Below are 20,960 nucleotides of genomic sequence, written 5' to 3'. Positions count from 1 at the left end.
AATTAAGGATATATTATATCTATAATAGCTTTAATATAAGAGAACTGTCAATTCACGAAAAACATACGAAAAAGAACAACCTGTCGCGGTTGTCCTTAAGTAACATAAATATTTGCAAAGTTATACCAATACTTCGAGTCGTTGTTCAATCCGAGTCTCTTCATGCAATAATTGAGCAATATCACGAGTCAGTGCATCCACATTCTCCTGCCGGGTTGCCCAACTGGTACAAAAGCGCACCGCACTATGTGTATCGTCAACCTTTTCCCAGAAGGAGAAAGTATAATCATTCCGTAATTTCTCAAGCAAAAGATTGGGCAGAATCGGAAACTGCTGGTTGGTTGGTGAGTCATACAAGAAGCGTACTCCCTGCTGTTCGAGTGAATCATGAATTCTCAACGCCATATCCACGGCATGATGGGAAATCTCAAGATACAAGCCGTCTTCGAACAAAGTTTCGAATTGAATCCCCAACAATCTGCCTTTGGCAAGCAGGCCACCTTTTTGTTTGATCATATAACGAAAATCTGGTTTGAGCGCATCATTCAGGATCACGACCGCTTCTCCCATCAACGCTCCAATCTTGGTTCCGCCGATGTAAAATACATCGCACAAGCGCGCAAGATCAGCAAGTGTCATATCGCAATTACGGGAGGCAAGTGCATATCCAAGGCGTGCTCCATCCACGAAAAATGGCAGACCACATGCTCTGCTGACTGCGTGCAATGCTTGCAATTCTGCTTTGCTGTACATCGTTCCGTTCTCCGTTGGCTGAGATATATAGACCATACCTGGCTGTACACAATGTTCCGGTGAAGACTCGTTCATGTGCGCATCATAGACTGCTCTAACCTGTTCAGGCGTGATCTTTCCATCCTCACTTGGAACCGTGAGTACCTTATGGCCCGTTGCTTCGATAGCCCCAGTCTCATGAACCGCAATGTGTCCCGAGGTCGCTGCAATCACACCTTGATATGGACGCAAAATAGAGGCAATAACTGTTGTGTTCGTCTGTGTACCGCCAACCAAAAAATGAACATCAGCCTGCTCGTTGTCACAAGCCTGACGAATAAGCATTCTCGCGCGTTCGCAATGCTCATCCGTGCCATACCCGCTTGTCTGTTCCATGTTGGTTTCCATCAGTTTTTGTAAAATGCGTTCATGCGCACCTTCGTTATAGTCACATTCAAATCGTATCATCGTGTTGTCTCTCCTGCCTTCTTGTTCAACTTCTCTTGTATGTTCATCATGGAGGTGTATACCTCTTGAATCTCTTCTTTATTGAGTTCTTGCATTAATTTCAGAATCTGTTGATCGGATCGATCATTTAATTGGGCATACAGCTCCTCACCCTTGGCTGTCAGACGAATCAGACTGACCCGGCTATCGGCTTCAGAATTCACTTTCACCAGCAGACCTTCCTTGGTCAGCTTGTTCACAATGCGGCTCATATAACTGCGATCAATGGTCAGTGTATCCACCAGATTGTTCGCAATGCTCTCTCCCCGAATTCCAATCTCGATAATGACCCGTACTTCAGCAAAGGAATACCCTGTTCCGAGAATATGCTTGTCGAGTACACCAAGTATGTTGGTATAAAAACGGTTAAAACGTCGCATGTCAGCCAGAATATCTGGATTTATGTACTGAGAGTCGATGTCAAACCCTCCTTTTTAGTGGACATTGTCAACATTATAATAATCAGGTTAGTGGACGTTGTCAACATTATATTTTCCCTTGATATTTGGTTACCACATTTTTAAGCCAAACCAAAAAGCCGCACATATGCGCGGCAAGGTTTAATTGATTTAGATACTTTATACAAATACTTAGTCACCTACTTAAGTTTCTATATAAATTGAACTGAACATTTACACAAAACGAAGAGGACAGAAAGAACCTGAAGAAGCGGAGCGTTCGCCTTTATCCCCGGATTTCCCCTTTAAAGAAGGAATAAAAAAATCTGGGGATAACAGCGACCGGAAGGTTATTCTGTCATCGGAGTACCCAGTGTAAATATTTTTTTGTTCATTTTATATGGATTAAGAGTGACTATATTGCACCTGATGAAGACGGCTGTATATACCTCCTGCGGCGACCAATTCCTCATGGTTACCCTGTTCAGCGATACCATCTGTGTTCACTACAATGATTCGATCCGCGTTCTTGATCGTTGTCAATCGGTGTGCGATCACAAGTGTCGTTCTACCCACCGACAATTCAGCGAGTGATTGCTGAATAAGTGCTTCCGTTTCCGTATCCAGTGCAGACGTTGCCTCATCCAGAATAAGAATGGGTGGATTTTTCAAGAACATACGAGCAATGGATAACCGTTGCTTCTGTCCTCCGGATAGCTTGACTCCACGCTCGCCAATGACCGTATCCATACCGTCCGGCAACGTAAGAATCAATTCCTCCAATGAGGCACGGCGAGCGGCATCCCAGATCTGTTCGTCCGTTGCACTCAGGTCACCATAAGCAATATTCTCCTTAATGGTACCCGAGAACAAAAATACATCCTGTTGAACGATCCCGATATGCTTACGCAACGATTGAAGCTTAACATCCCGAATGTCCACTCCATCTACAGTGATTCGTCCCTCTTCTACCTCATAGAATCGAGGAAGCAGGCTGCAGATGGTTGTCTTACCTGCGCCTGACGGGCCAACAAAAGCAACGGTTTCCCCTGGTCGAACAGTCAGACTGATATCATTTAAAATACGGCGACTGGATTCATATCCAAACGAGACGTTCTCAAAACGAATATCACCCTTCACACTTTCGAATTCCACGGCGTTTTTGTTATCCGCAATTTCAGGTTCTGTATCAATGATCTCCAGATAACGCTTGAAACCAGCGATGCCCTTTGGATAACTTTCGATAACTGCGTTAATCTTCTCGATAGGACGGAAGAAGATATTCGATAGCAGCAGGAAGGCCATAAAATCACCCATATTAATTCTGCCATCAATATAAAACCAAGCCCCGCTAATCATGACAAATACTGTAACCAGTCGCATCATCATATAACTGACTGAGATACTTTTTGCCATCGTTTTGTAGGCAAGCAGCTTGGTTTTACGGAAATTCTGATTGTCTACAGCAAAAAGCTCTTTTTCGTGTTCTTCGTTGGCGAACGATTGCACAACTCGCATGCCTCCGACATTGTCCTCAATGCGCGCATTGAAATTGCCGACGTCTCCGAAGAGCCTTCGATACGTCTTCGTCATACGGCCACCGAATACGATAATGACCCAAGCCATAATTGGGATAATGATAAAGGTTAGGAGCGCAAGCTCAAGATTAATGTTAGCCATCAGCCAGAATGATCCGATTAATGTCATCACTGCAATGAACACATCTTCGGGTCCATGGTGAGCAACCTCGCCGATATCGTTCAGATCATTCGTAAGATGACCAATCAAATGACCTGTTTTGCGATTATCGAAGAACCGGAAAGACAGCTTCTGCAAGTGAGCGAACATCTTCTCACGCATGTTGGTCTCAATGTTAATGCCAAGCATATGTCCCCAGTATGTAACGACATAGTTCAATACCGTATTAAGTGCATAGATGGATAACAGCACAATACAGGCAAGCAAAATAAGGGGCCAATCCTGACCGGGCAACAACTCATTAATGAATTTACTGACGGCAAGGGGGAAAGCCAACTCCAGAAGACCTGCGAGTACAGCACATCCAAAATCAATCAAAAACAGTTTTTTATAAGGACGATAATACGAAAAAAAACGACGAATCATACTTATTCACTCTCACTCTCCAGATTCTTATTGGGACCTACATCTTCATTTTGCAGTTCGAAAAGATGGACATACTCGTCGATGACCTGATCAATGGCTTTCAACTCCCCACTGATTATTGGGCGAATATGTTCATACTCCTCCTGACCAAGTTGTCTGGCGAGCGTTGTTCTTCGATTCTGCATCTGTTCCAGAAATACAAGAATCCGGCCGCGACGGAAGGTTTGCGCACCATGGCCCCGTTTCCCCTGATGTTCACCATGTCCTCTGCCACGTCTGGAATGCTCTCCACGTTGCTCGCTGTCACCCACATCACGTCTCGGACGTTCATCTTGACGTACACTTCCATCCGATTCTTCGATCTGTCGATCTCTCATCCTGCCACCTCCATGACGTGTATACATATGTATACAACGCATTCATGTATACGATTGTATACGCGGCGACAAGGAGTGTCAACCTTAATTTTCCAATAAAGTAACTACGTATGTATGTTCATCACCTCTTTCAATAGAAAAAAGCCGCGATTTCGCGGCTTCTTTTGTTGACACACTCTACTCTATTTCACTCATAAACTTCCTATATTCTTGAACCATTTCTTTGGAGCGGGTGTGATGCAAATAATGATCTCCCTCGAAAGTCATCACTTTTCCATGCACTGAATCTTTGACTTGCTCTTCATGCAAGGGTATCCAGCCTTCCGTTTCGGTATCATTCGCTTGTAAGAAGAAAATCAACGGAAGATCTTTGGGGAAGGTCAGGTTCTCCGCTGCTTTGAAGTTAGGACCAAAGTTTTCGCCTTCATTCAGATTGTTCGGATTAAACGTATTTTTGAGTGAAAGGATTCGAATTTGTTCTCTGGACTCATCATCAACATCCGGTGCAATCAGTTGATCAGGGGCCAATTTCATTAACAATCGGTAGAATCCTGATTTTTTAAGCAGTTTGTACGTTTCAGTTGGGAATGGATCATCGTTACCTCCCTGCGTTGGGACACTGCTCTCGATGCCGACAAAGGAAGTTACTTCGTTTGCATATTTGTTCACATAATCCAGTCCGTATATTCCTGAAATGGAGTGAGCCATGAGCGTATAACGATGAATATTAAGCTGCTGTAACGCTTCATGAATTTCACTAACCATATTTTCCGTAGTACGCTCTTTTTCAGTAATGTCACTTAATCCATAACCGAAAGGTTCAATGACAACGACTTTGTAAAATGGAGATAGCTGATCGATGAGCGGTTTGAAATCAAGGGCTGGGGCGGGTGTTCCATACCCAGGAAGCAATACCACCGTTTCTTTGCCTTTTCCTTGAATCAACACATTCATGTTTTTCCCGTCAACCGCTACAAACTGGCCGTATGATTTTATTTTCCCTTCCTCCGATTTGTTGCTAAATACATTAACAATAAAGACAGTCGCAATAAATAATGCAAAAGCGATAACGATCGCTCCGAATATTTTGAGCAAAATGATTAATATTTTTTTCATCATGATGGTTCTCTCCTGTTGAGTTCATTTACTTTTTTAGTGAAATTTCAAATTTGGCGCCAGCCTCACCTGCAAATACAATACGGCCGTTTTCGGGTAAAACAACAACATTATTACCGCTGACTACGCTGTGATTAATACAAACTCCGTTCTGATCATAGATAGCGAAGGCTCCATTTGCAGGTAACTTCACTGTCATGACTTTTCCTTTCGCAGTAGCGGGTACCGAAAACCATTTGGCATATCCATCTGCTTGAATCGTTGTTGCGGATTGTTTACCGGAATAGATTGGTTTTACCAATTCCTCACTGACGAATACATAACCTGAAAATGTAAGATACTCTCCATCGTTCTTTTTGAAGAAATGAATGTCCATTGGTTCTCGTCCGGCACTACCCGGAATCTGCAATTGATTGGCTGCTTCGTCTGCTCCAATAATCTTATTATTGGACATATACCCTGGATTCTCTTTATTCATATAAATAGGCACGATCGATGTAGCATTAAGATAAAACATGGATGTGTATTTCGCATTCACCAGATAATATTTTTTACCATCACGCTTTGCCCATGCAGCGTTAAACTCCTTGGGTAATGTATTGGCTTCCAGCTTCTCCGCATTATATTCTGAGAGAGCCACCTGTCCGAGTCCTGGAACGGAGATATAAGATCGAGACCACAGGTAGGTATTCCCATTTTTCTCCACAACGAATTTCAACTTTTCTGTACCATCATCACTCACAAAAGTACCATCTGATGTATAGGTGTATTCTTGAACCGGATGACTTGGAGACGTGAGAGAGGAGACTGTCATTTGTCCTGCCGTATTTATTTTGATCTTCGTCACTGAATTATTGCCACCATATCTTCCTGCAAACTTGGAGATTTCTTTAGGCATCTCAGCCTTCACAGGTACACCAAAAGATTTTTCCGGTTTCCGTTCTTTAATCATGCCCTTTTCTTCAAGTGCGCTAAGTAATAACTCACTCGCAATGAATTGATCGGTTACGCTTGACCCGTCTGAAGAGATCACGGCTGCAGCCATGTTGTATTCCGGAAGTACGACGAGTGAAGAATGATAAGATAACGTATCTCCACCTTTCGTAACAGCCTTGATGCCGTACTCACTGAATGGGAACAAGTCCACACTATCCCACCCTAATCCGTACGACATAGAAGAATCACTATCCTTTGGCCACATGCCTCTTCTGTATTCTTTTTGCTCCATGGCTTCTACCGACTTGTTGGAAAGAATCCCTTTGACCTCTCCTGTGAAGATTTGCGAAAATTTCACCAGATCCTTAGCGGTGGAATATATGCCTCCTGAAGCAATGATATTATAATTCTCTTTTGGAAGTTGTGCCTCATAAAAAGGGGAATAGATTCCCGCCATTTCTTCCGGATTAACTATATCCTGTGGTGTTTTGGTATGATTCATTTTCAGAGGCTCTGTAATATATTTGTGTATAAATGCCGTAAAGCTCATACCAGTGACTCTCTCAACCAGAATTTCAGCTAATGTAAATCCATCGTTAGAGTACACCGAATACGCACCTGGCTCTGCCATCAGATTCTGGGTCGCCAATTGATCCAAAAAGGTATCATGTGCAATGGTATCATTGTCCCCATACAGTATAGCACTACCGTTAGAAGCTCCGGGAAGCCCGGCCGAATGATTCAGCAACATACGGGGTGTAATCTGTTTGTGTCGATTATCTTTCATTGTAAAATCAGGCATATAGTTCACAACAGGCACATCCAGATCGATCTTGCCTTCATCCACCAGCTTCATCACTGAAGCTGTAAGAAACATTTTACTGGTTGACCCTATGCCATAGATCGTGTTCGTAGTAAGAGGTACCTTGTCGTTTAGATCGTTCTTCCCCGTTTGACCGGACACCGTAATCTCTCCACCATCAATGAGCGCATATTGCAGACTCGTCGTACCGTACGTCTCCGTCAGCAGTTTAGCTTTTTCGATTACGGTTTTCTTTGTTGTCTCGTACGTAAGGTTAATGCTGTTATTCATGACAGCCGGTGCGGCCATTGCAGATAGCGGGGCAAGTATCGTCAGCATGAGAGTCACAGCAGCTATAGTATTTCTCTTTCTTGCTCTCCTCACACTCATCTCCAGTTTTGTTACCTCTCTTGGTTTCATTCTTGCATCTACTCCTGTCTTCATCATTGTGTTAAGCCACCATAACGTGGGCGCTAAACACAATATAACAAACCAAGATGTCCCCCTAATGACTACAACATGAACGGAGGATGAACAGGCAAAAAAAGTTTGCATCATTATACGCAAGGAGGTTTTTACAGGGTGTCATAGCCTAGTGAAGGCATAAAATTCAATCACTCTGTGGGTGTTGTAATTGGCAAGATGACGATGAAGGTCGTTCCTCGTCCATATTCGCTCTCCACCCGGATGTCCCCTTGATGAAGCGAGATGATCTGCTTTACAATAGCTAGTCCCATACCGCTTCCTTCATATTTCTGACTGTGGGAACGATCTGCTTTAAAGAAGCGGTCAAATATACGCTTTTGGTCTTCCGGGAGAATACCAATACCCGAATCCGATATGCGGATATCCACGTTCTTGATATTCTGTTTGATCGTGACGTTAATTCGGGCACCATCTTCGGAAAATTTGATGGCATTGCCGAAGATATTGATCCACACCTGATTTAACTGATCATAATCGGCCGTGATTTGGGTGGGCTGCAAATCAAGATCGATCTGAATGTTACGGGCCGACCATTGGGGTTGAATAGCGACAATTACTCGTCTGATCTGTTCATCCAGACTGAGCGTGGCCAGCCGCATTTGCAATGATTGAGATTCAAGCAAACTCAGCTTTAGCAGACTATCACTTATTTTGGACATTCGTGCAGTTTCAGTGATGATAATGTCGAGATAATCGCTTTTTTCGTCATCCGGGAGGTCTACCTGCTTGAGCGCTATAGCAAAACCGGAAATGGAAGTGAGCGGAGACTGAACTTCATGGGACACGTTTGCTACAAATTCCCTGCGCATCTGCTCAAGCTGCTTTAGATCGTGCATCATTTCTTCAAAGCTGCGAGCCAAAGTACCTATCTCACCCTTTTGTTTAATATTAAGCTTGACGTTGAAATCTCCAGCAGCTATAAGCCGGGTCGCTTTTGTCAATTTTTTGATCGGTCTTACCAGAAAAATAGCCGCAATTAGTATCAATAGGCTTCCTGCTAACAACGAACAAATCAAAAAGGTTACAACAAATTTGATAAGAAATGAGGTGGAAGAGGAAGTGAGGGGCTCTACAAACATTGCTATGCTTCCCATTTCAGTTTTTATCGGCAATCCCAAGAAGATCGTATCGATTCCATTAACTTGGACTCTTCCTCCATCCAGCACTTTCTTCAATTGTTCTGTAGTCACTAGGAAAGGATGTTGTCCTTTAAGTTCTCCATAGGATTGAAACTGACCCGTTGCTTTATAGATTCGGATGTGGTAAGAGTTGAGTTGTTTCATTTCACTTATAAACATTTCTGCTTCGCGTAGAGGCAATGTCTCGTAGATGCGGACGATATCCTGTCCAAAGTCAAGCAAGGAAGCTTGTATGTTTTCGTTTAATTTATCTTGAAATATCCAGGTTGTAGCAAGAAAAGAAAGGATGGTGCCCCCGGTCACGGAGACCAAAAAGGTCAGGACTACACGTGTATAGAGGGAGCCGGTCACTCCTGCACCTCTAGCCGGTAGCCAAGTCCCCGCACCGTTTCGATACGAAAATCGGAGATATCGGTAAAACGTTCGCGTAGACGTTTAATATGCACGTCTATCGTTCGATCATCGCCAGTATAATTAATTCCCCAAACTTGATCGATTAGTTGCTCCCGCGTATAGACTTGTCCCGGTAATCCAGCAAGTTTATACAATAATTCGAACTCTTTAAGCGGCAAGGTGAACGACTCTGTACCCCTCAGGACCTTATAAGTCTGCCGGTTCAGAATAACGTTTCCTAATTGGATGGTCTGCGTTAAACCTATACGGTATCGTTTCAACAGTGCCTTGACGCGAGCCATCAACTCAAGCGGATCGAATGGCTTCGTCATATAATCATCTGTCCCGAGCTGAAATGCTTGTACTTTCTCCCAGGTCTCGTTTCTTGCCGTCAACATGAGTAACGGAAGATCCGGATTGGCTCTTCGAAGTTCCTCGCATAATGCCCAACCGTCCATGACTGGCATCATAATATCAAGAATAACCAAATCGACTGGCGTGGAGGTAAAGATAGCCAGGGCTTCCTTTCCGTCTACGGCGTTGATGGTAGTAAATCCGTCGTTGCGCAAAAATAAACAGACGAGTTTGCGAATGTTCGCATCGTCGTCAGCAACTAATATCGTAGGCATCGTTTCCACTCCCCGAAAAAAGAATATAAATATATCTTCTTCAATTGAACAAAAGCAGCCGATTACTTTGATCGGCTGCCTTCTTAGTTTCGTTAAACATGCTACCTTACTAGAATTCATCTATTTCAATGAAATTTCAAATGTGGAACCAACGTCACCTGCAAATACAATGCGACCGTTTTCCGGTAAAACAACCTCATTCTTACCGCTGACCACGGTGTGATTAATACAAATACCCTTTTGATCATATACGGCAAAGGCACCATTTGAAGGCAGTTTAACGGTCATGACTTTTCCATTCACCGTTGATGGTATAGAAAACCATTTGGCGTAACCGTCTGCTTGAATCGTTGTTACAGATTGTTTGCCCGAATAGAGTGATTGTACGATTTCCTCACTCGCGTATATGCTACCTACAGCTGTAATGTACTCTACTCCATTCTTTTCAGCGAAATAAATTTCCTTTGAATCCCGTCCTGCCATACCAGGGATTTGAAGATCCGTGACTGCTTTGTTGGCTCCAATAATCTTACTATTGGTCATATACCCTGGGGTCTCTTCATTCATATGGAAAGAAAGGATTGGTGATGAATGGAGATAGACAGTTGATGTATACTTCTGATTCACCACGTAGTATCTCTTACCTTCACGCTGCTCCCATGAGGCAGTAATATCTTGGGATAATTCATTGGCTTCCAGCTTCTCCGCCGTATATTCGGAGAACGCCAACTGTCCCAGTCCCGGCATGGATATATAAGATCGAGACCACAGATATGTCCTTCCATTCTGCTCTGTAACGAATTTCAGCTTTTCTGTGCCTTTATCGTTAACAAACGTACCATCCGCTGTATATGTGTATTCTTGAGCCGAATTATTTGGAGCTGTTAGCGCGGATACAGTCATTTTTCCAGCATGATTCATTTCGATCTTCTTCACCGAATTATTAGAACCGTATATACCCGCATACGTGGATATTTCTTTAGGCATATCTGCCTTCACTGGTACGCCAAACGATTTTTCCGGCTTTCGTTCTGTAATAATGCCCTTTTCCTCAAGTGCACTGAGTAATAATTCACTTGCAATAAACTGATCTCTGGCACTCGTTCCCCCTGATGAGGTAACGGCTGCAGCCAGATTGTATTCTGGCAGTACAATTAATGAGGAGTGATACGATATGGTATCCCCACCTTTGGTAATAGCTTTGATGCCATATTCACTGAATGGGTACAAATGTACACTATCCCACCCTAACCCGTAAGATATAGACGTGTCGCTATCCTCCGGCCACATACCTCTTTTGTATTCTTCCTGCGCCATGGCTCCTACCGACTTATTGGAAAGAATGCCATCGACTTCTCCCGTGAAGATTTGTGAAAATTTCACCAGATCCTCAGCAGTGGAATAGATGCCTCCAGTAGCAATGATATTATAATTCTCTTGAGGAAGCTGGCCTTCAACCAAAGGAGAATAGATTCCCGCCATTGCTGCCGGAATAACGACATCCTGCGGTGTTTTGGTATGTTTCATGTCCAGGGGCTCTGTAATATATTTGTGTATAAATGCAGTAAAGCCCATGCCGCTCACTCTTTCAACTAGAATCTCGGCTAACGTAAAACTGTCGTTACTATACACCGAGTACGCGCCAGGATCAGCCTTCAGGTGTTGGTTCGCCAATTGCCCCAGAAACGTGTCATGTGAATACGTGTCATTATCCCCGTATAATGTGGCATTGCTACCGGAGCTGCCCAGCAGACCAGCGGAATGATTCAACAACATACGTGGTGTGATTAATTTGTACCGGTTATCTTTCATCTTAAAATCAGGTAAATAGTTCACAATTGGCACATCCAAATCGATCTTGCTATCATCAACAAGCTTCATAACAGAAGCTGTAAGAAACATTTTACTTGTTGAGCCGATGCCGTAGATTGTATCTGAAGTAAGCGGTACTTTATCCTCTATATCGTTCTTGCCCGTTTGACCGGACACCACAATCTCTCCAGCATCGATTAATGCATATTGTACACTGGTCGTACCGTACGTCTCAGTTAGGATCTTCGCTTTCTCCGCTACTATTTTCTTGGTTGGTTCATACGTTAAATCGCTGTTGTTACTCGTAGCTGGTGCAGCCATGACTGACATTGGAGCTAACATCATTAACACCAGAGTTAAGGCGGTGATTGAAGTTCGTTTTCCCGTTTGTCGTCCCATTCACATCATCTCCTGAGTTTAAATTAGAGTTCTTTCGGATCAACAAATTTCACCTCTGGGTAGATGTCGCTCGGCCCCTGAATCAGGTTTCCACCCGTTCCTTTCAATTGTTTGTTAAAGAAATCGAGTACATATTGATTTACGATATTTGAACCTCTTTTACCATTGATCTCTCCTGTGATCCCGGACAGTTTAATCAGTTCTGAATAAAATTGAAGATCCGTGAAATTGAAGTGCTGGGTTCCTTCTATATAAATTACATTTCCCCCATGTTCAATAACATTTTTCATAATGTGCAGCTCATCTGAAAGAAACTTAGTTACTTCGTCATCCGAATTTCTGTCCTTTTCAAAATTGGCTAACCAGTCTTCAAAATTTCCCGATCTGATAAACATAAACGGCTTGTTTATATCATCTCTATCTTCTACTTCATTCAGTGACCCATCCATATTAACCCCGGCCTTGATTCGATGATCCAAATACGTTGCATTAAACGCCGTTGCACCCCCAAAAGAATGCCCCATCGCACCGATGTTATCTACATCGATTTTTCCTTTAAACTGACTTTCAATTGCACCTGAATTCAGCTTTTCAATTTGATCAATTACAAACTCCACGTCTTTTGTCCATATATCGCCAACTTCTCTGCGGTCATCTATGGTTGTCATCTTTGTTGTATACCCCGTTACACGACCATCAGGAAAGAGGGTAGCAAACGTGCTGTACGTATGATCGATTGTCACTACGATAAACCCATGACTGGCCAGATTCTCCGCCTGTGATGCCTGTAGAACTCTACTGGTTCCCATACCATGAGATAACAGCACCACAGGATAAGGACTTGCCGAAGGTAATATTTCTACATTTTCATAAGAGTTGCTATGACTATATTTCCAGTAGTCGAGCACAAATTCAGGCAGTTTCAAAGAAGCAGAGAAGCTCTGAATATACGTTTTGAACATTTCTTTATTATTTGGAAACAGCGTGTCACGTTTCTTTTTACTAATGTTTTCAGTAGGGTACCAGACTTGGACCATTAACTCCCTCTTATCGGTTTGATCTTCAGTCAAGATTTCATCTCTGTTCTGATCTGTAAAATGGAAGGTTTGAGTACCTACTTTCTCTGGACCCTCGGGCTTCGGCAAATCAAAGACAGGTAAGTATACCGACAAGAGGGTAGAAGCAACAAGCAGAATGACGATTAGGGAAGATAAACTATACTTCAATACCTTTCCTATTTTTAGATGGATCATCTTGTCGGAATGCCGGAGTAAAACAATAAACATGAATAGTGCCGTCATGATATATACCAAAAGCAACTGCCATCTGTATCCCTCAACCAATAAATGAGCTACGAGTATGACACTGCTTCCTATACCTATACCTAGGCCTGTTTTCTTTGCACTTCTTTTAATAAATAGTAAGTCTGCGAGTAAAGCGAAGCAGGATAGAACTAAAAGTATCTCAAATAATCTCATTTGTATTTCCTCTCTCTCATCACAGCAACGTCCGGATTGACCATGTTGTAGAAACCGCCACACAGGACGGTTTTTCATATTCGTTCATATAGATTCGTTCATACAGATCTGTTATTCAAAGGTTGTACGTTTACCCCTATTTATTTCGCTTCAGCCATAAAAGCTCTAACATTTTCAGCAATTTTTTTGAATTGCGTATGATGTAAATAATGGGAACCATCCATTGGAATTACTTTCCCATGAACCGAGTCTTTGATCTGTCCTTCATGCAAGGGGATCCATCCTTCTACCCCTTCATTATTCGCTTGTACAAAGAGCAGAAGTGGAAGATTTTTAGGGAAGCTTAAACCTTGAGCACCTTTAAAATTGGTATAAATATGGTCCATCTCGTTTAATGAGGTGGGATTGTACATGTTTTTATTCGAAATCATTCTCATCTGCTCAACCGTTTGTTCATCGAATGCCAGTCCCTCATAGGGATCTGCACCCACTTTCATCATTAATCTCAAGAGACCTGTATTTCTAAGAAGAGCAAACGTTTTTAAGGGGAACTTCGCATCTGTAATACTTGGTTGGGTGGATACACTGCTATCAATACCGACAAAGGCAGTAACCTCATCCGTATATTTGTTCACATAATCAATACCGTAAATGCCCGCTATAGAGTGACCCATGAGCATGTACTGCTGAATATCAAGTTGCTGCAGAGCTTCATGAATTTCACTTACGATATTCTCTGTCGTTCTTTCTTTTTCAGTTTCATCACTTAATCCATAACCGAATGGCTCAACAGCAACCACTTTGTAATATGGTGATAATTGATCAATAAGCAACTTGAAATCAAGCACTGGTGTTGCTGTTCCATAACCGGGCAGAAGCACAATCGTTTCCTTGCCTTCACCTTGAATGAGCACATTCATATTTTTTCCGTCTACAGATACATGCTGACCGTAAGACTCAATCTTTTTCGCCTCAGAATTACTGCTGATTACATTGGTGATATAAACAATACCTAGAAACAGAACAATGGCAATTAAGATTGCTCCTAGTATTTTAAGTATAATATTTCGTACCTTCTTGACCCTGGTTCTATTCTTGGCTTTCTTGCCTTCTGGTTGTGTCACGCTAATCTTCTCCTGTCCTGAACTGGTAGTTGGGTATTCTTCTTTGCCGCTAATGAAACTTTATCTAATGCACATGTACTCTCCGTGACGACAATATGAACTGAATATGAACAAGTAAAGAAATGTTATGACGTGACGGAGCAGGCGCTTATACTAATGAATAATGGGGTTATTGAGATCCTCCCATAAACTCCCTGAACTGTGCAGCGATTTCTTTGGCATGGGAACGGTATAGATAATGATTTGCTTCCAGCAGCACCATTTCACCACGCGCAGAGTTCTCTATTAACTTCTCGTGTTCGGGAACCCAATTGTCCACTGCAGGATGATTCTTTTGAACAAAGAAAAGAACCGGGAGATCAACTGGGAACGTTAACTGTTCAGCTGCTTTAAAATTGGAATACATGCTTACAATTTCGTTTAACTGAGTTGAATTAAACATGTTCTTTTGTATCAAAATGTTCAATTGTTCTTTGGTTTGTTCATCATACGGAAGCCCAGCATATGGATCATCACTCATTTTCAATTGCAAACGTGGGAAACCCAAGTTACGGTACCATTTAATCGGTACGATTTCTGATGCTTCAACCTTCTGTTCACTAATCGCTGGAACACTGGTGTCCAGCCCAACGTATGCACTTACTTCATCAGCATATTTGTTCACATAATCCAGACTATAGATCCCCGATATGGAATGACCCATGAGAATATACCGATCAATACGAAGATTTTGCAGCGCTTCATGTATTTCGCTTACAATATTTGCTGTACTGCGTTCCCTTTCGGTCTGATCACTTAATCCATAACCAAAAGGTTCCACCACGACGACTCTATAATATGGGGTTAACTCCGAGATAAGTGGCTTAAAATCTAGTGCAGGTGACCCTGTTCCAAAACCCGGCAAAAGCACAATCGTTTCCTCGCCTTCACCTTGAATGAACACATTCATATTTTTCCCATCCACGGAAACATGTTGACCATATGGCTCCATTCTTTTTTGCTCTGAATAACTACTGATTTTGTTAACCGTATATACGGTAGCTACAAAAAGTAAAATTACTAAAATGATTGCGGCAAGCACTTTTAACAAAATGCTTAACACTTTTTTTGTTTTGCTCTTACTCCGCACGCTTTTGTCTGCTTGTTGATTCACATTCATCTGCTCCTGTCCTCATCTGTGTATTGGCCTAAGAGGCCGTTAATGCAAGCCTAACCAACAAAGATGTACTCTCCGTGACCGGAATATGAACGGAATATGAACAAGCAAAAAAACCATGTGTAACATGCAAGAAAACTTGCATGTTACACATGGTATGAAAATCCGGTATTCAATCATCCGATTTTAATTCTTTGGCCTATCCTGCGAGCCTAACTATCCGTTGGTGGATGGATGGGCAACGTGATGACAAAGGACGTCCCTTGACCAGGTTCACTTTCCACTCGAATGTCACCCTGATGAAGCGATACGATCTGTTTAACGATAGCAAGTCCCATACCACTGCCGTCATATTTACGACTGTGGGAACGATCCGCCTTGAAAAAGCGCTCGAATATACGCTTCTGGTCTTCAAGGGGAATACCGATGCCCGTGTCGGACATTCGGATAGTCACATTTTTGATATCCTCTTCGATACTGACTTTAATCATACCGCCATCATTGGAGAACTTGATGCTGTTTCCCAGAATATTCGTCCATACCTGATTTAACTGATCGTGATCAGCCGTCACCTTTACATTCTCCAAATCAAGCTCGAAATGAATATTGCGCGCAGACCATTGCGGCTGGAGTGCCACGATAACCCTTCGGATCTGTTCATCCAGACTTAAGGTATTGAGCCGAAGTTGCTGTGACTGCGATTCAAGCAAACTCAGCTTGAGCAGGCTGTCGCTCATTTTGGACATTCGCTTGGCTTCAGCAATAATAATATCCAGATAACGGTTCCGCTCTTGTTCTGAGAGGTTTACCTGCTTCAGTGCCGAAGCGTAACCGGATATCGAGGTGAGTGGAGACTGAACCTCGTGCGAAACATTCGTAACGAATTCCCTGCGCATCTGCTCCAACTGCTGCAGATCGTGCATCATCTCTTCAAAACTGCGAGCCAACGTACCTATCTCAGTCTTTTGCGTGATGTTCAGCTTGACATTGAAATCTCCAGCTGCAATCCGTTTGGTCGCTTTGGTCAATTTTTTGATTGGTCTAACCAGGTATACAGAAGCAATCAGAATCAGCAGACTTCCTGCAATCAACGAACAGCTTGCAAAGATTAAGCCAAACTGCACTACAAAAGAGGCGGAGGGCGGTGCGAGTGTTTCCAAAAACATCGCTTTTGTGCCCATTTCCGTCTTGATCGGTAACCCCAAAAGAACAGTAGCGATCCCCTTGGGTGTGTCTTGAACAACCCCTCCATCTAACACTTTTTTAAGTTGCTCTTTCGATACAGCAGCTGATTTATGTCCATTAAGCTTCCCATAAGTCTGGAGCTTGCCCGTTGCATCATAAATTCGAATATGATATGAATCAAGCTGTTTCATAGTGCTAACGAATAATTCTGCTTCATCCAAAGGCATCGTCTTATATATCTGCACTACGTCTTGGCCAAAGTTGCGTATGTTAATTCGGGCATTTTCGTTCAATTTATCTTCGAATATCCAGGTTGACATAAAAAAAGAAATAACTGTACCAGCGATGACAGAGATCAGAAAGGTGAGCACCACACGAATGTATAATGATCTGATCATTCATGGACCTCAAGTCTGTATCCTAGCCCACGCACCGTTTCAATCCGAAAATCAGGTGTCGTCGCGAATCGTTCACGCAGGCGCTTAATATGTACGTCTATCGTTCGATCATCTCCGGCGTAATCAATACCCCATATCTGATCGATCAACTGCTCACGTGTATAGACCTGGCCTGGTGTTCCAGCAAGCTTATATAGCAATTCGAATTCCTTCAGTGGTAAAGTAAGCGATTCTGTACCTCTCGTCACCTTATACGTCTGACGATCCAGAATGACATTGCCAAACTGGATTGTGTGTGAGGAGCCAATTTTATATCTTTTCAGTAATGCTCGGACACGTGCGGTAAGCTCCAATGGATCAAACGGTTTCGTCAAATAATCATCCGTACCCAATTCGAATCCTTTTACCTTCTCCCAAGTCTCTCCTCTCGCCGTCAGCATGAGTAACGGGAGATCCGGATTGGCTCTGCGGAGTTCCTTGCATAATGCCCAGCCGTCCATAACAGGCATCATAATATCAAGCACGACCAGATCCACTAGCGTCTCGCCGTACACGGTGAGAGCTTCCTTACCGTCCGCAGCTTCCACCGTCGTGAATCCATCGTTTTTGAGAAAGAGACAGACGAGTTCGCGAATGTTCGGATCGTCGTCCGCAACGAGTATAGTAGCCATAGATTTTTCTGTCCTCTCCGATACGTTTGAATATATGGTTCAAATTATAGTTAATTCTGATACATCCTGCTCATTGTATATCCACAGCAAACATCGTATGCTCCTTTAACGTTCCCTGGATCGGGACAGACTGTGACCCGCACGCTGTGAATCCTGCCTTTTGAAGTACACGGATGGAACCTGTATTATCAGGTACCGCGCCAGCCTCGATGCGTGTAATTTCAGTTTCATGTTTGGCAAATTCCAGCACACATTGCAGGGCTTCGCTCATATACCCTTTTCCTTGATGCAGCACATCCGTCACATAACCTACGATCCATTTGGGGGTTGAATCCATTATGATCTTGAACAATGAAATTTCACCCACAAGTTCATCCGTTGTATGTAGAAAAATACCGAAGGAATAGCGAATTCCTTCTTCTCTTTTCTTGTCCCAGCTCTCAATGAGTTCCCTTTGCTTTTCCATGCTGTAGTAAGAGTCATCCCGATGACTTGCAGAGGTTCTCTCAATTGCCTCACGATTTCGAACCTGAAGATCCAGAAGCAATGAGGTATCCTCTACCTTCCAAAATCTCACATATATACGTTCTGCACTATATTTCATTACATTAGTCCTCCTCTGTTATGTATGAGTCGATGGCCTGCATTTTCCCTGTCATATCCCCCCGTTTGCTGTCATTGTTCAGTGGATTGTAGTTTGATTATATCAGGTCATTATAAGAGTATGAACGGATCAATGAGAATTGTTTCGCCAGAAAATGCGGAGAATAAGGCATGTCGTTACGCAGCCAGGCAACAATGGTACCAATTAAAGCAGACGAACCATACCAGATGGCGATTTCCTTGTGAATGCCGGAATCCTCCAGCACATCTTCCATTTCGGCTTGATCTATCTTAGCTTTGACCAAGGTACTTAACAGCTTCAGGAGTCGTTCTGTGAAAATGGGTGTGCGCTTCGTGGCAAGTACCACCTGATAGAATGAGGCGTTCTCTGCAAAATGCTCCAGTAACTTGACCAGAACTGGCCAGGCCTCTTCTGTTCTTTGCTTCTCAAAATGAGGGGCATATTCTTCCACGATCCGTTCAATATGCTCAATCATCTCATCAGCCATCTTCTCCATCATATCCGTAATATCCCGATAGTGCAGATAGAAGGTTACCCGATTGATCGTCGCTCGTTCGGCAATTTTGTTCACTGACAATTTCTCAATATCCATTTCCTGCAGCAACTCCACAAACGCACCTCGAATTAACTGACGTGTTCGCAATATTCTTGGGTCCACAGGCGATTTCTTCTCATCTTTCACGTGTATCCCTCCTTCAAATTTGGAACATTACAATTTTAAACAATCAGTCGTTTATTTTCGATTTACACAACAATATCATAACATTTGTAAAATAAACGACGAAAACACCTCATAACGTAAATTGTAATCTGTCCGAATATGTATATAATTCAATAAATACAATGTAAACTATACAACACGTTGTAAATTTAGTCACGTTTGGATTGAAAGGATGAAAAGGATTGAGTCAGGTTAAGTTACAAGATGAATCTTCCGTAAAGAAAGGCCCTATTCTGTTTATCATGATTCTGGGAGCCTTTCTTGCAACGTTGAATCAAACGATCATGAGTGTCGCTACACCGGAACTGATGGGTGATTTTAACATCTCCGCCGCAACAGCACAATGGTTAACGACAGGTTACATGCTGGTAAACGGGGTGCTGATCCCCATTACAGCCTACTTCATGCAACGCTTTTCAACCAAGCAATTATTCCAAGCTTCGATGTTTATTTTCCTAATCGGTACCATCGTATCCGCTCTTGCAACCAACTTCGGCACATTGCTGACAGGTCGCATGATTCAGGCAGCAGGTGCTGGGATTATCATGCCACTCTTGATGCACGTTATTTTGACCTTGTTTGCCCCTGAGAAACGAGGGTCAGCTATGGGTATGGTTGGTTTTGCGATCATTTTCGCTCCTGCCATCGGGCCTACCCTTGCCGGTTATATTCTGGAGAACTACTCTTGGCAAACGATGTTTTATGGCATGATTCCATTAACACTTATTGTCATTGCCTTTGCCTTTGTATACCTGAAGAATGTATCCGAACGGGTCAACACCAAGTTCGATACGATCAGCGTGGTGTTGTCCACCATCGGATTCGGCGCATTGCTGTATGGATTCAGCAGAGCAGGAAGTCTGGGATGGTCAAGTGCAGAAGTACTTATCTGTATTGCTGCTGGTCTTGTTGCACTTGCGCTGTTCACTTGGCGTCAGCTCGTTTCGGAAGACCCATTGCTTGATCTGCGGGCTTTCAAGTACAACATGTTCTCCCTGACCACGGTGATTAGTATCGCAATTACCATGATCATGTATGCTGACATGATGTTGCTTCCCTTGTACCTCCAGAATGCACGTGGTTACACTGCACTGGAGTCCGGATTATTACTCCTTCCGGGTGCCCTTGTTATGGGCTTCCTGATGCCTGTAGCCGGAAAATTGTTTGATCGATTTGGAGCAAAATGGCTCGCTGTTATCGGGATGGTTATCACCATTGTGACCACCATTGGTTTCATCGATTTATCGGATTCAACCAGTTATGGTTACCTGGTATTAATGTCGACCGGCCGCCGAATTGGTATGGCTTTGCTCATGATGCCGATTCAAACTGCGGGGCTTAACCAACTGCCACCAAGACTGGGTGCACACGGTACAGCCATCTCCAACACCGTCAGACAAGTTGCTGGCGCTGTAGGTACTTCATTGCTCGTGAGTGTCATGACCTCACGTACAACAGCACATATAGAGGATATGATGGCAACTGGTGCAGCCAATGGCCTCAGTCAACAACAGTTGGCTACCGAGTCCATGATTCAAGGTATCAATGATGCGTATGTTGTTATCATCGGTATCGCTGTCGTGGGATTGGTTCTTTCCTTCTTTATTAAACGCACCAAACAAGCCAAAGAGGAAGAAGTCAAACAGGTTGTCAGACAAAAGGTTTCGATGAATTCAAATTAAGTTATCCAGACTCATACTTTCATAACAAAGCGGCAGACCAAGACGTTCACGTCTGATCTGCCGCTTTTTA

At 43.1% G+C, this 20,960-nt stretch carries 17 protein-coding genes; 1 reads left to right on the top strand and 16 read right to left on the bottom strand.

All coding sequences use genetic code 11. The features are described 5' to 3' along the window. Nucleotides 1–120: 120 nt before the first annotated feature. From NLBNIHML_RS01130 to NLBNIHML_RS01055, 16 genes are all read right to left on the bottom strand, one after another. Nucleotides 121–1,200 carry a threonine aldolase family protein gene (locus tag NLBNIHML_RS01130; protein ID WP_339242473.1) on the bottom strand — a complete coding sequence of 360 codons (1,080 nt, stop codon included), beginning with the start codon at nt 1,198–1,200 and terminating at the stop codon, nt 121–123. After that, a complete protein-coding gene (locus tag NLBNIHML_RS01125; protein WP_494353557.1) occupies nt 1,197–1,619 on the bottom strand; it encodes a MarR family winged helix-turn-helix transcriptional regulator in 423 nt (140 codons plus the stop codon). The genes NLBNIHML_RS01130 and NLBNIHML_RS01125 overlap by 4 nt, the downstream gene beginning before the upstream one ends. A gap of 423 nt (nt 1,620–2,042) precedes the next feature. Further along, nucleotides 2,043–3,761, bottom strand: coding sequence for an ABC transporter ATP-binding protein (locus tag NLBNIHML_RS01120; RefSeq protein WP_091016502.1), 1,719 nt, complete (start codon nt 3,759–3,761; stop codon nt 2,043–2,045). Nucleotides 3,762–3,763: 2 nt separating this feature from the next. Next, nucleotides 3,764–4,138, bottom strand: coding sequence for a hypothetical protein (locus NLBNIHML_RS01115; protein ID WP_494353556.1), 375 nt, complete (start codon nt 4,136–4,138; stop codon nt 3,764–3,766). 177 nt (nt 4,139–4,315) lie between these two features. Then, nucleotides 4,316–5,257, bottom strand: a complete 942-nt coding sequence (locus NLBNIHML_RS01110) for an alpha/beta hydrolase (RefSeq protein WP_494353555.1) — start codon at nt 5,255–5,257, stop codon at nt 4,316–4,318. Nucleotides 5,258–5,282: 25 nt separating this feature from the next. Continuing rightward, nucleotides 5,283–7,412 (bottom strand): serine hydrolase domain-containing protein, encoded by a 2,130-nt coding sequence (locus NLBNIHML_RS01105; protein ID WP_494353554.1) that lies wholly within the window; start codon nt 7,410–7,412, stop codon nt 5,283–5,285. A gap of 194 nt (nt 7,413–7,606) precedes the next feature. Continuing rightward, on the bottom strand, nt 7,607–8,968 hold the full coding sequence (locus NLBNIHML_RS01100) for a sensor histidine kinase (RefSeq protein WP_339242464.1): 1,362 nt from the start codon (nt 8,966–8,968) through the stop codon (nt 7,607–7,609). Then, nucleotides 8,965–9,639 (bottom strand): response regulator transcription factor, encoded by a 675-nt coding sequence (locus NLBNIHML_RS01095; RefSeq protein WP_494353553.1) that lies wholly within the window; start codon nt 9,637–9,639, stop codon nt 8,965–8,967. Before NLBNIHML_RS01095 ends, NLBNIHML_RS01100 begins: the two co-directional genes overlap by 4 nt. 120 nt (nt 9,640–9,759) lie before the next feature. Beyond that, the gene (locus NLBNIHML_RS01090; RefSeq protein ID WP_494353552.1) at nt 9,760–11,850 is read right to left on the bottom strand and encodes a serine hydrolase domain-containing protein; all 2,091 of its coding nucleotides are present in this window, start codon (nt 11,848–11,850) and stop codon (nt 9,760–9,762) included. Between the two features lie 23 nt (nt 11,851–11,873). Beyond that, complete coding sequence (locus tag NLBNIHML_RS01085) at nt 11,874–13,328, bottom strand: alpha/beta hydrolase family protein (RefSeq protein WP_494353551.1); 1,455 nt, start codon at nt 13,326–13,328, stop codon at nt 11,874–11,876. Nucleotides 13,329–13,468: 140 nt separating this feature from the next. Next, entirely contained in the window at nt 13,469–14,452 is a 984-nt protein-coding gene (locus NLBNIHML_RS01080) for an alpha/beta hydrolase (protein WP_342572966.1), read from the bottom strand. Between the two features lie 169 nt (nt 14,453–14,621). After that, on the bottom strand, nt 14,622–15,611 hold the full coding sequence (locus tag NLBNIHML_RS01075; protein ID WP_494353550.1) for an alpha/beta fold hydrolase: 990 nt from the start codon (nt 15,609–15,611) through the stop codon (nt 14,622–14,624). Between the two features lie 209 nt (nt 15,612–15,820). Further along, complete coding sequence (locus NLBNIHML_RS01070) at nt 15,821–17,191, bottom strand: sensor histidine kinase (protein ID WP_339242455.1); 1,371 nt, start codon at nt 17,189–17,191, stop codon at nt 15,821–15,823. After that, a complete protein-coding gene (locus NLBNIHML_RS01065; RefSeq protein ID WP_494353549.1) occupies nt 17,188–17,862 on the bottom strand; it encodes a response regulator transcription factor in 675 nt (224 codons plus the stop codon). Before NLBNIHML_RS01065 ends, NLBNIHML_RS01070 begins: the two co-directional genes overlap by 4 nt. Before the next feature lie 70 nt (nt 17,863–17,932). Then, nucleotides 17,933–18,466 (bottom strand): GNAT family N-acetyltransferase, encoded by a 534-nt coding sequence (locus NLBNIHML_RS01060; protein WP_339242452.1) that lies wholly within the window; start codon nt 18,464–18,466, stop codon nt 17,933–17,935. Between the two features lie 97 nt (nt 18,467–18,563). Continuing rightward, on the bottom strand, nt 18,564–19,169 hold the full coding sequence (locus tag NLBNIHML_RS01055) for a TetR/AcrR family transcriptional regulator (RefSeq protein WP_494353548.1): 606 nt from the start codon (nt 19,167–19,169) through the stop codon (nt 18,564–18,566). Nucleotides 19,170–19,450: 281 nt separating this feature from the next. Here NLBNIHML_RS01055 and NLBNIHML_RS01050 point away from each other — a divergent pair, with 281 nt between their 5' ends. Further along, the gene (locus tag NLBNIHML_RS01050) at nt 19,451–20,890 is read left to right on the top strand and encodes a DHA2 family efflux MFS transporter permease subunit (protein ID WP_339261412.1); all 1,440 of its coding nucleotides are present in this window, start codon (nt 19,451–19,453) and stop codon (nt 20,888–20,890) included. The last annotated feature ends 70 nt before the right edge of the window (nt 20,891–20,960 follow it).

The sequence above is a fragment of the Paenibacillus sp. JNU01 genome (genome assembly GCF_059130585.1).
The sequence above is the reverse complement of the archived record's forward strand: the minus strand, read 5'-3'. Positions and strand labels throughout refer to the sequence as shown.

Bases quoted from the DNA above. Each gene is read 5' to 3' on its own strand.
- NLBNIHML_RS01130 (WP_339242473.1), bottom strand. From the start codon at position 1,200: ATGATACGATTTGAATGTGACTATAACGAAGGTGCGCATGAACGCATT.
- NLBNIHML_RS01125 (WP_494353557.1), bottom strand. From the start codon at position 1,619: ATGCGACGTTTTAACCGTTTTTATACCAACATACTTGGTGTACTCGAC.
- NLBNIHML_RS01120 (WP_091016502.1), bottom strand. From the start codon at position 3,761: ATGATTCGTCGTTTTTTTTCGTATTATCGTCCTTATAAAAAACTGTTT.
- NLBNIHML_RS01115 (WP_494353556.1), bottom strand. From the start codon at position 4,138: ATGAGAGATCGACAGATCGAAGAATCGGATGGAAGTGTACGTCAAGAT.
- NLBNIHML_RS01110 (WP_494353555.1), bottom strand. From the start codon at position 5,257: ATGATGAAAAAAATATTAATCATTTTGCTCAAAATATTCGGAGCGATC.
- NLBNIHML_RS01105 (WP_494353554.1), bottom strand. From the start codon at position 7,412: ATGAAACCAAGAGAGGTAACAAAACTGGAGATGAGTGTGAGGAGAGCA.
- NLBNIHML_RS01095 (WP_494353553.1), bottom strand. From the start codon at position 9,639: ATGCCTACGATATTAGTTGCTGACGACGATGCGAACATTCGCAAACTC.
- NLBNIHML_RS01090 (WP_494353552.1), bottom strand. From the start codon at position 11,850: ATGGGACGACAAACGGGAAAACGAACTTCAATCACCGCCTTAACTCTG.
- NLBNIHML_RS01085 (WP_494353551.1), bottom strand. From the start codon at position 13,328: ATGAGATTATTTGAGATACTTTTAGTTCTATCCTGCTTCGCTTTACTC.
- NLBNIHML_RS01075 (WP_494353550.1), bottom strand. From the start codon at position 15,611: ATGAATGTGAATCAACAAGCAGACAAAAGCGTGCGGAGTAAGAGCAAA.
- NLBNIHML_RS01070 (WP_339242455.1), bottom strand. From the start codon at position 17,191: ATGATCAGATCATTATACATTCGTGTGGTGCTCACCTTTCTGATCTCT.
- NLBNIHML_RS01065 (WP_494353549.1), bottom strand. From the start codon at position 17,862: ATGGCTACTATACTCGTTGCGGACGACGATCCGAACATTCGCGAACTC.
- NLBNIHML_RS01060 (WP_339242452.1), bottom strand. From the start codon at position 18,466: ATGAAATATAGTGCAGAACGTATATATGTGAGATTTTGGAAGGTAGAG.
- NLBNIHML_RS01050 (WP_339261412.1), top strand. From the start codon at position 19,451: ATGATTCTGGGAGCCTTTCTTGCAACGTTGAATCAAACGATCATGAGT.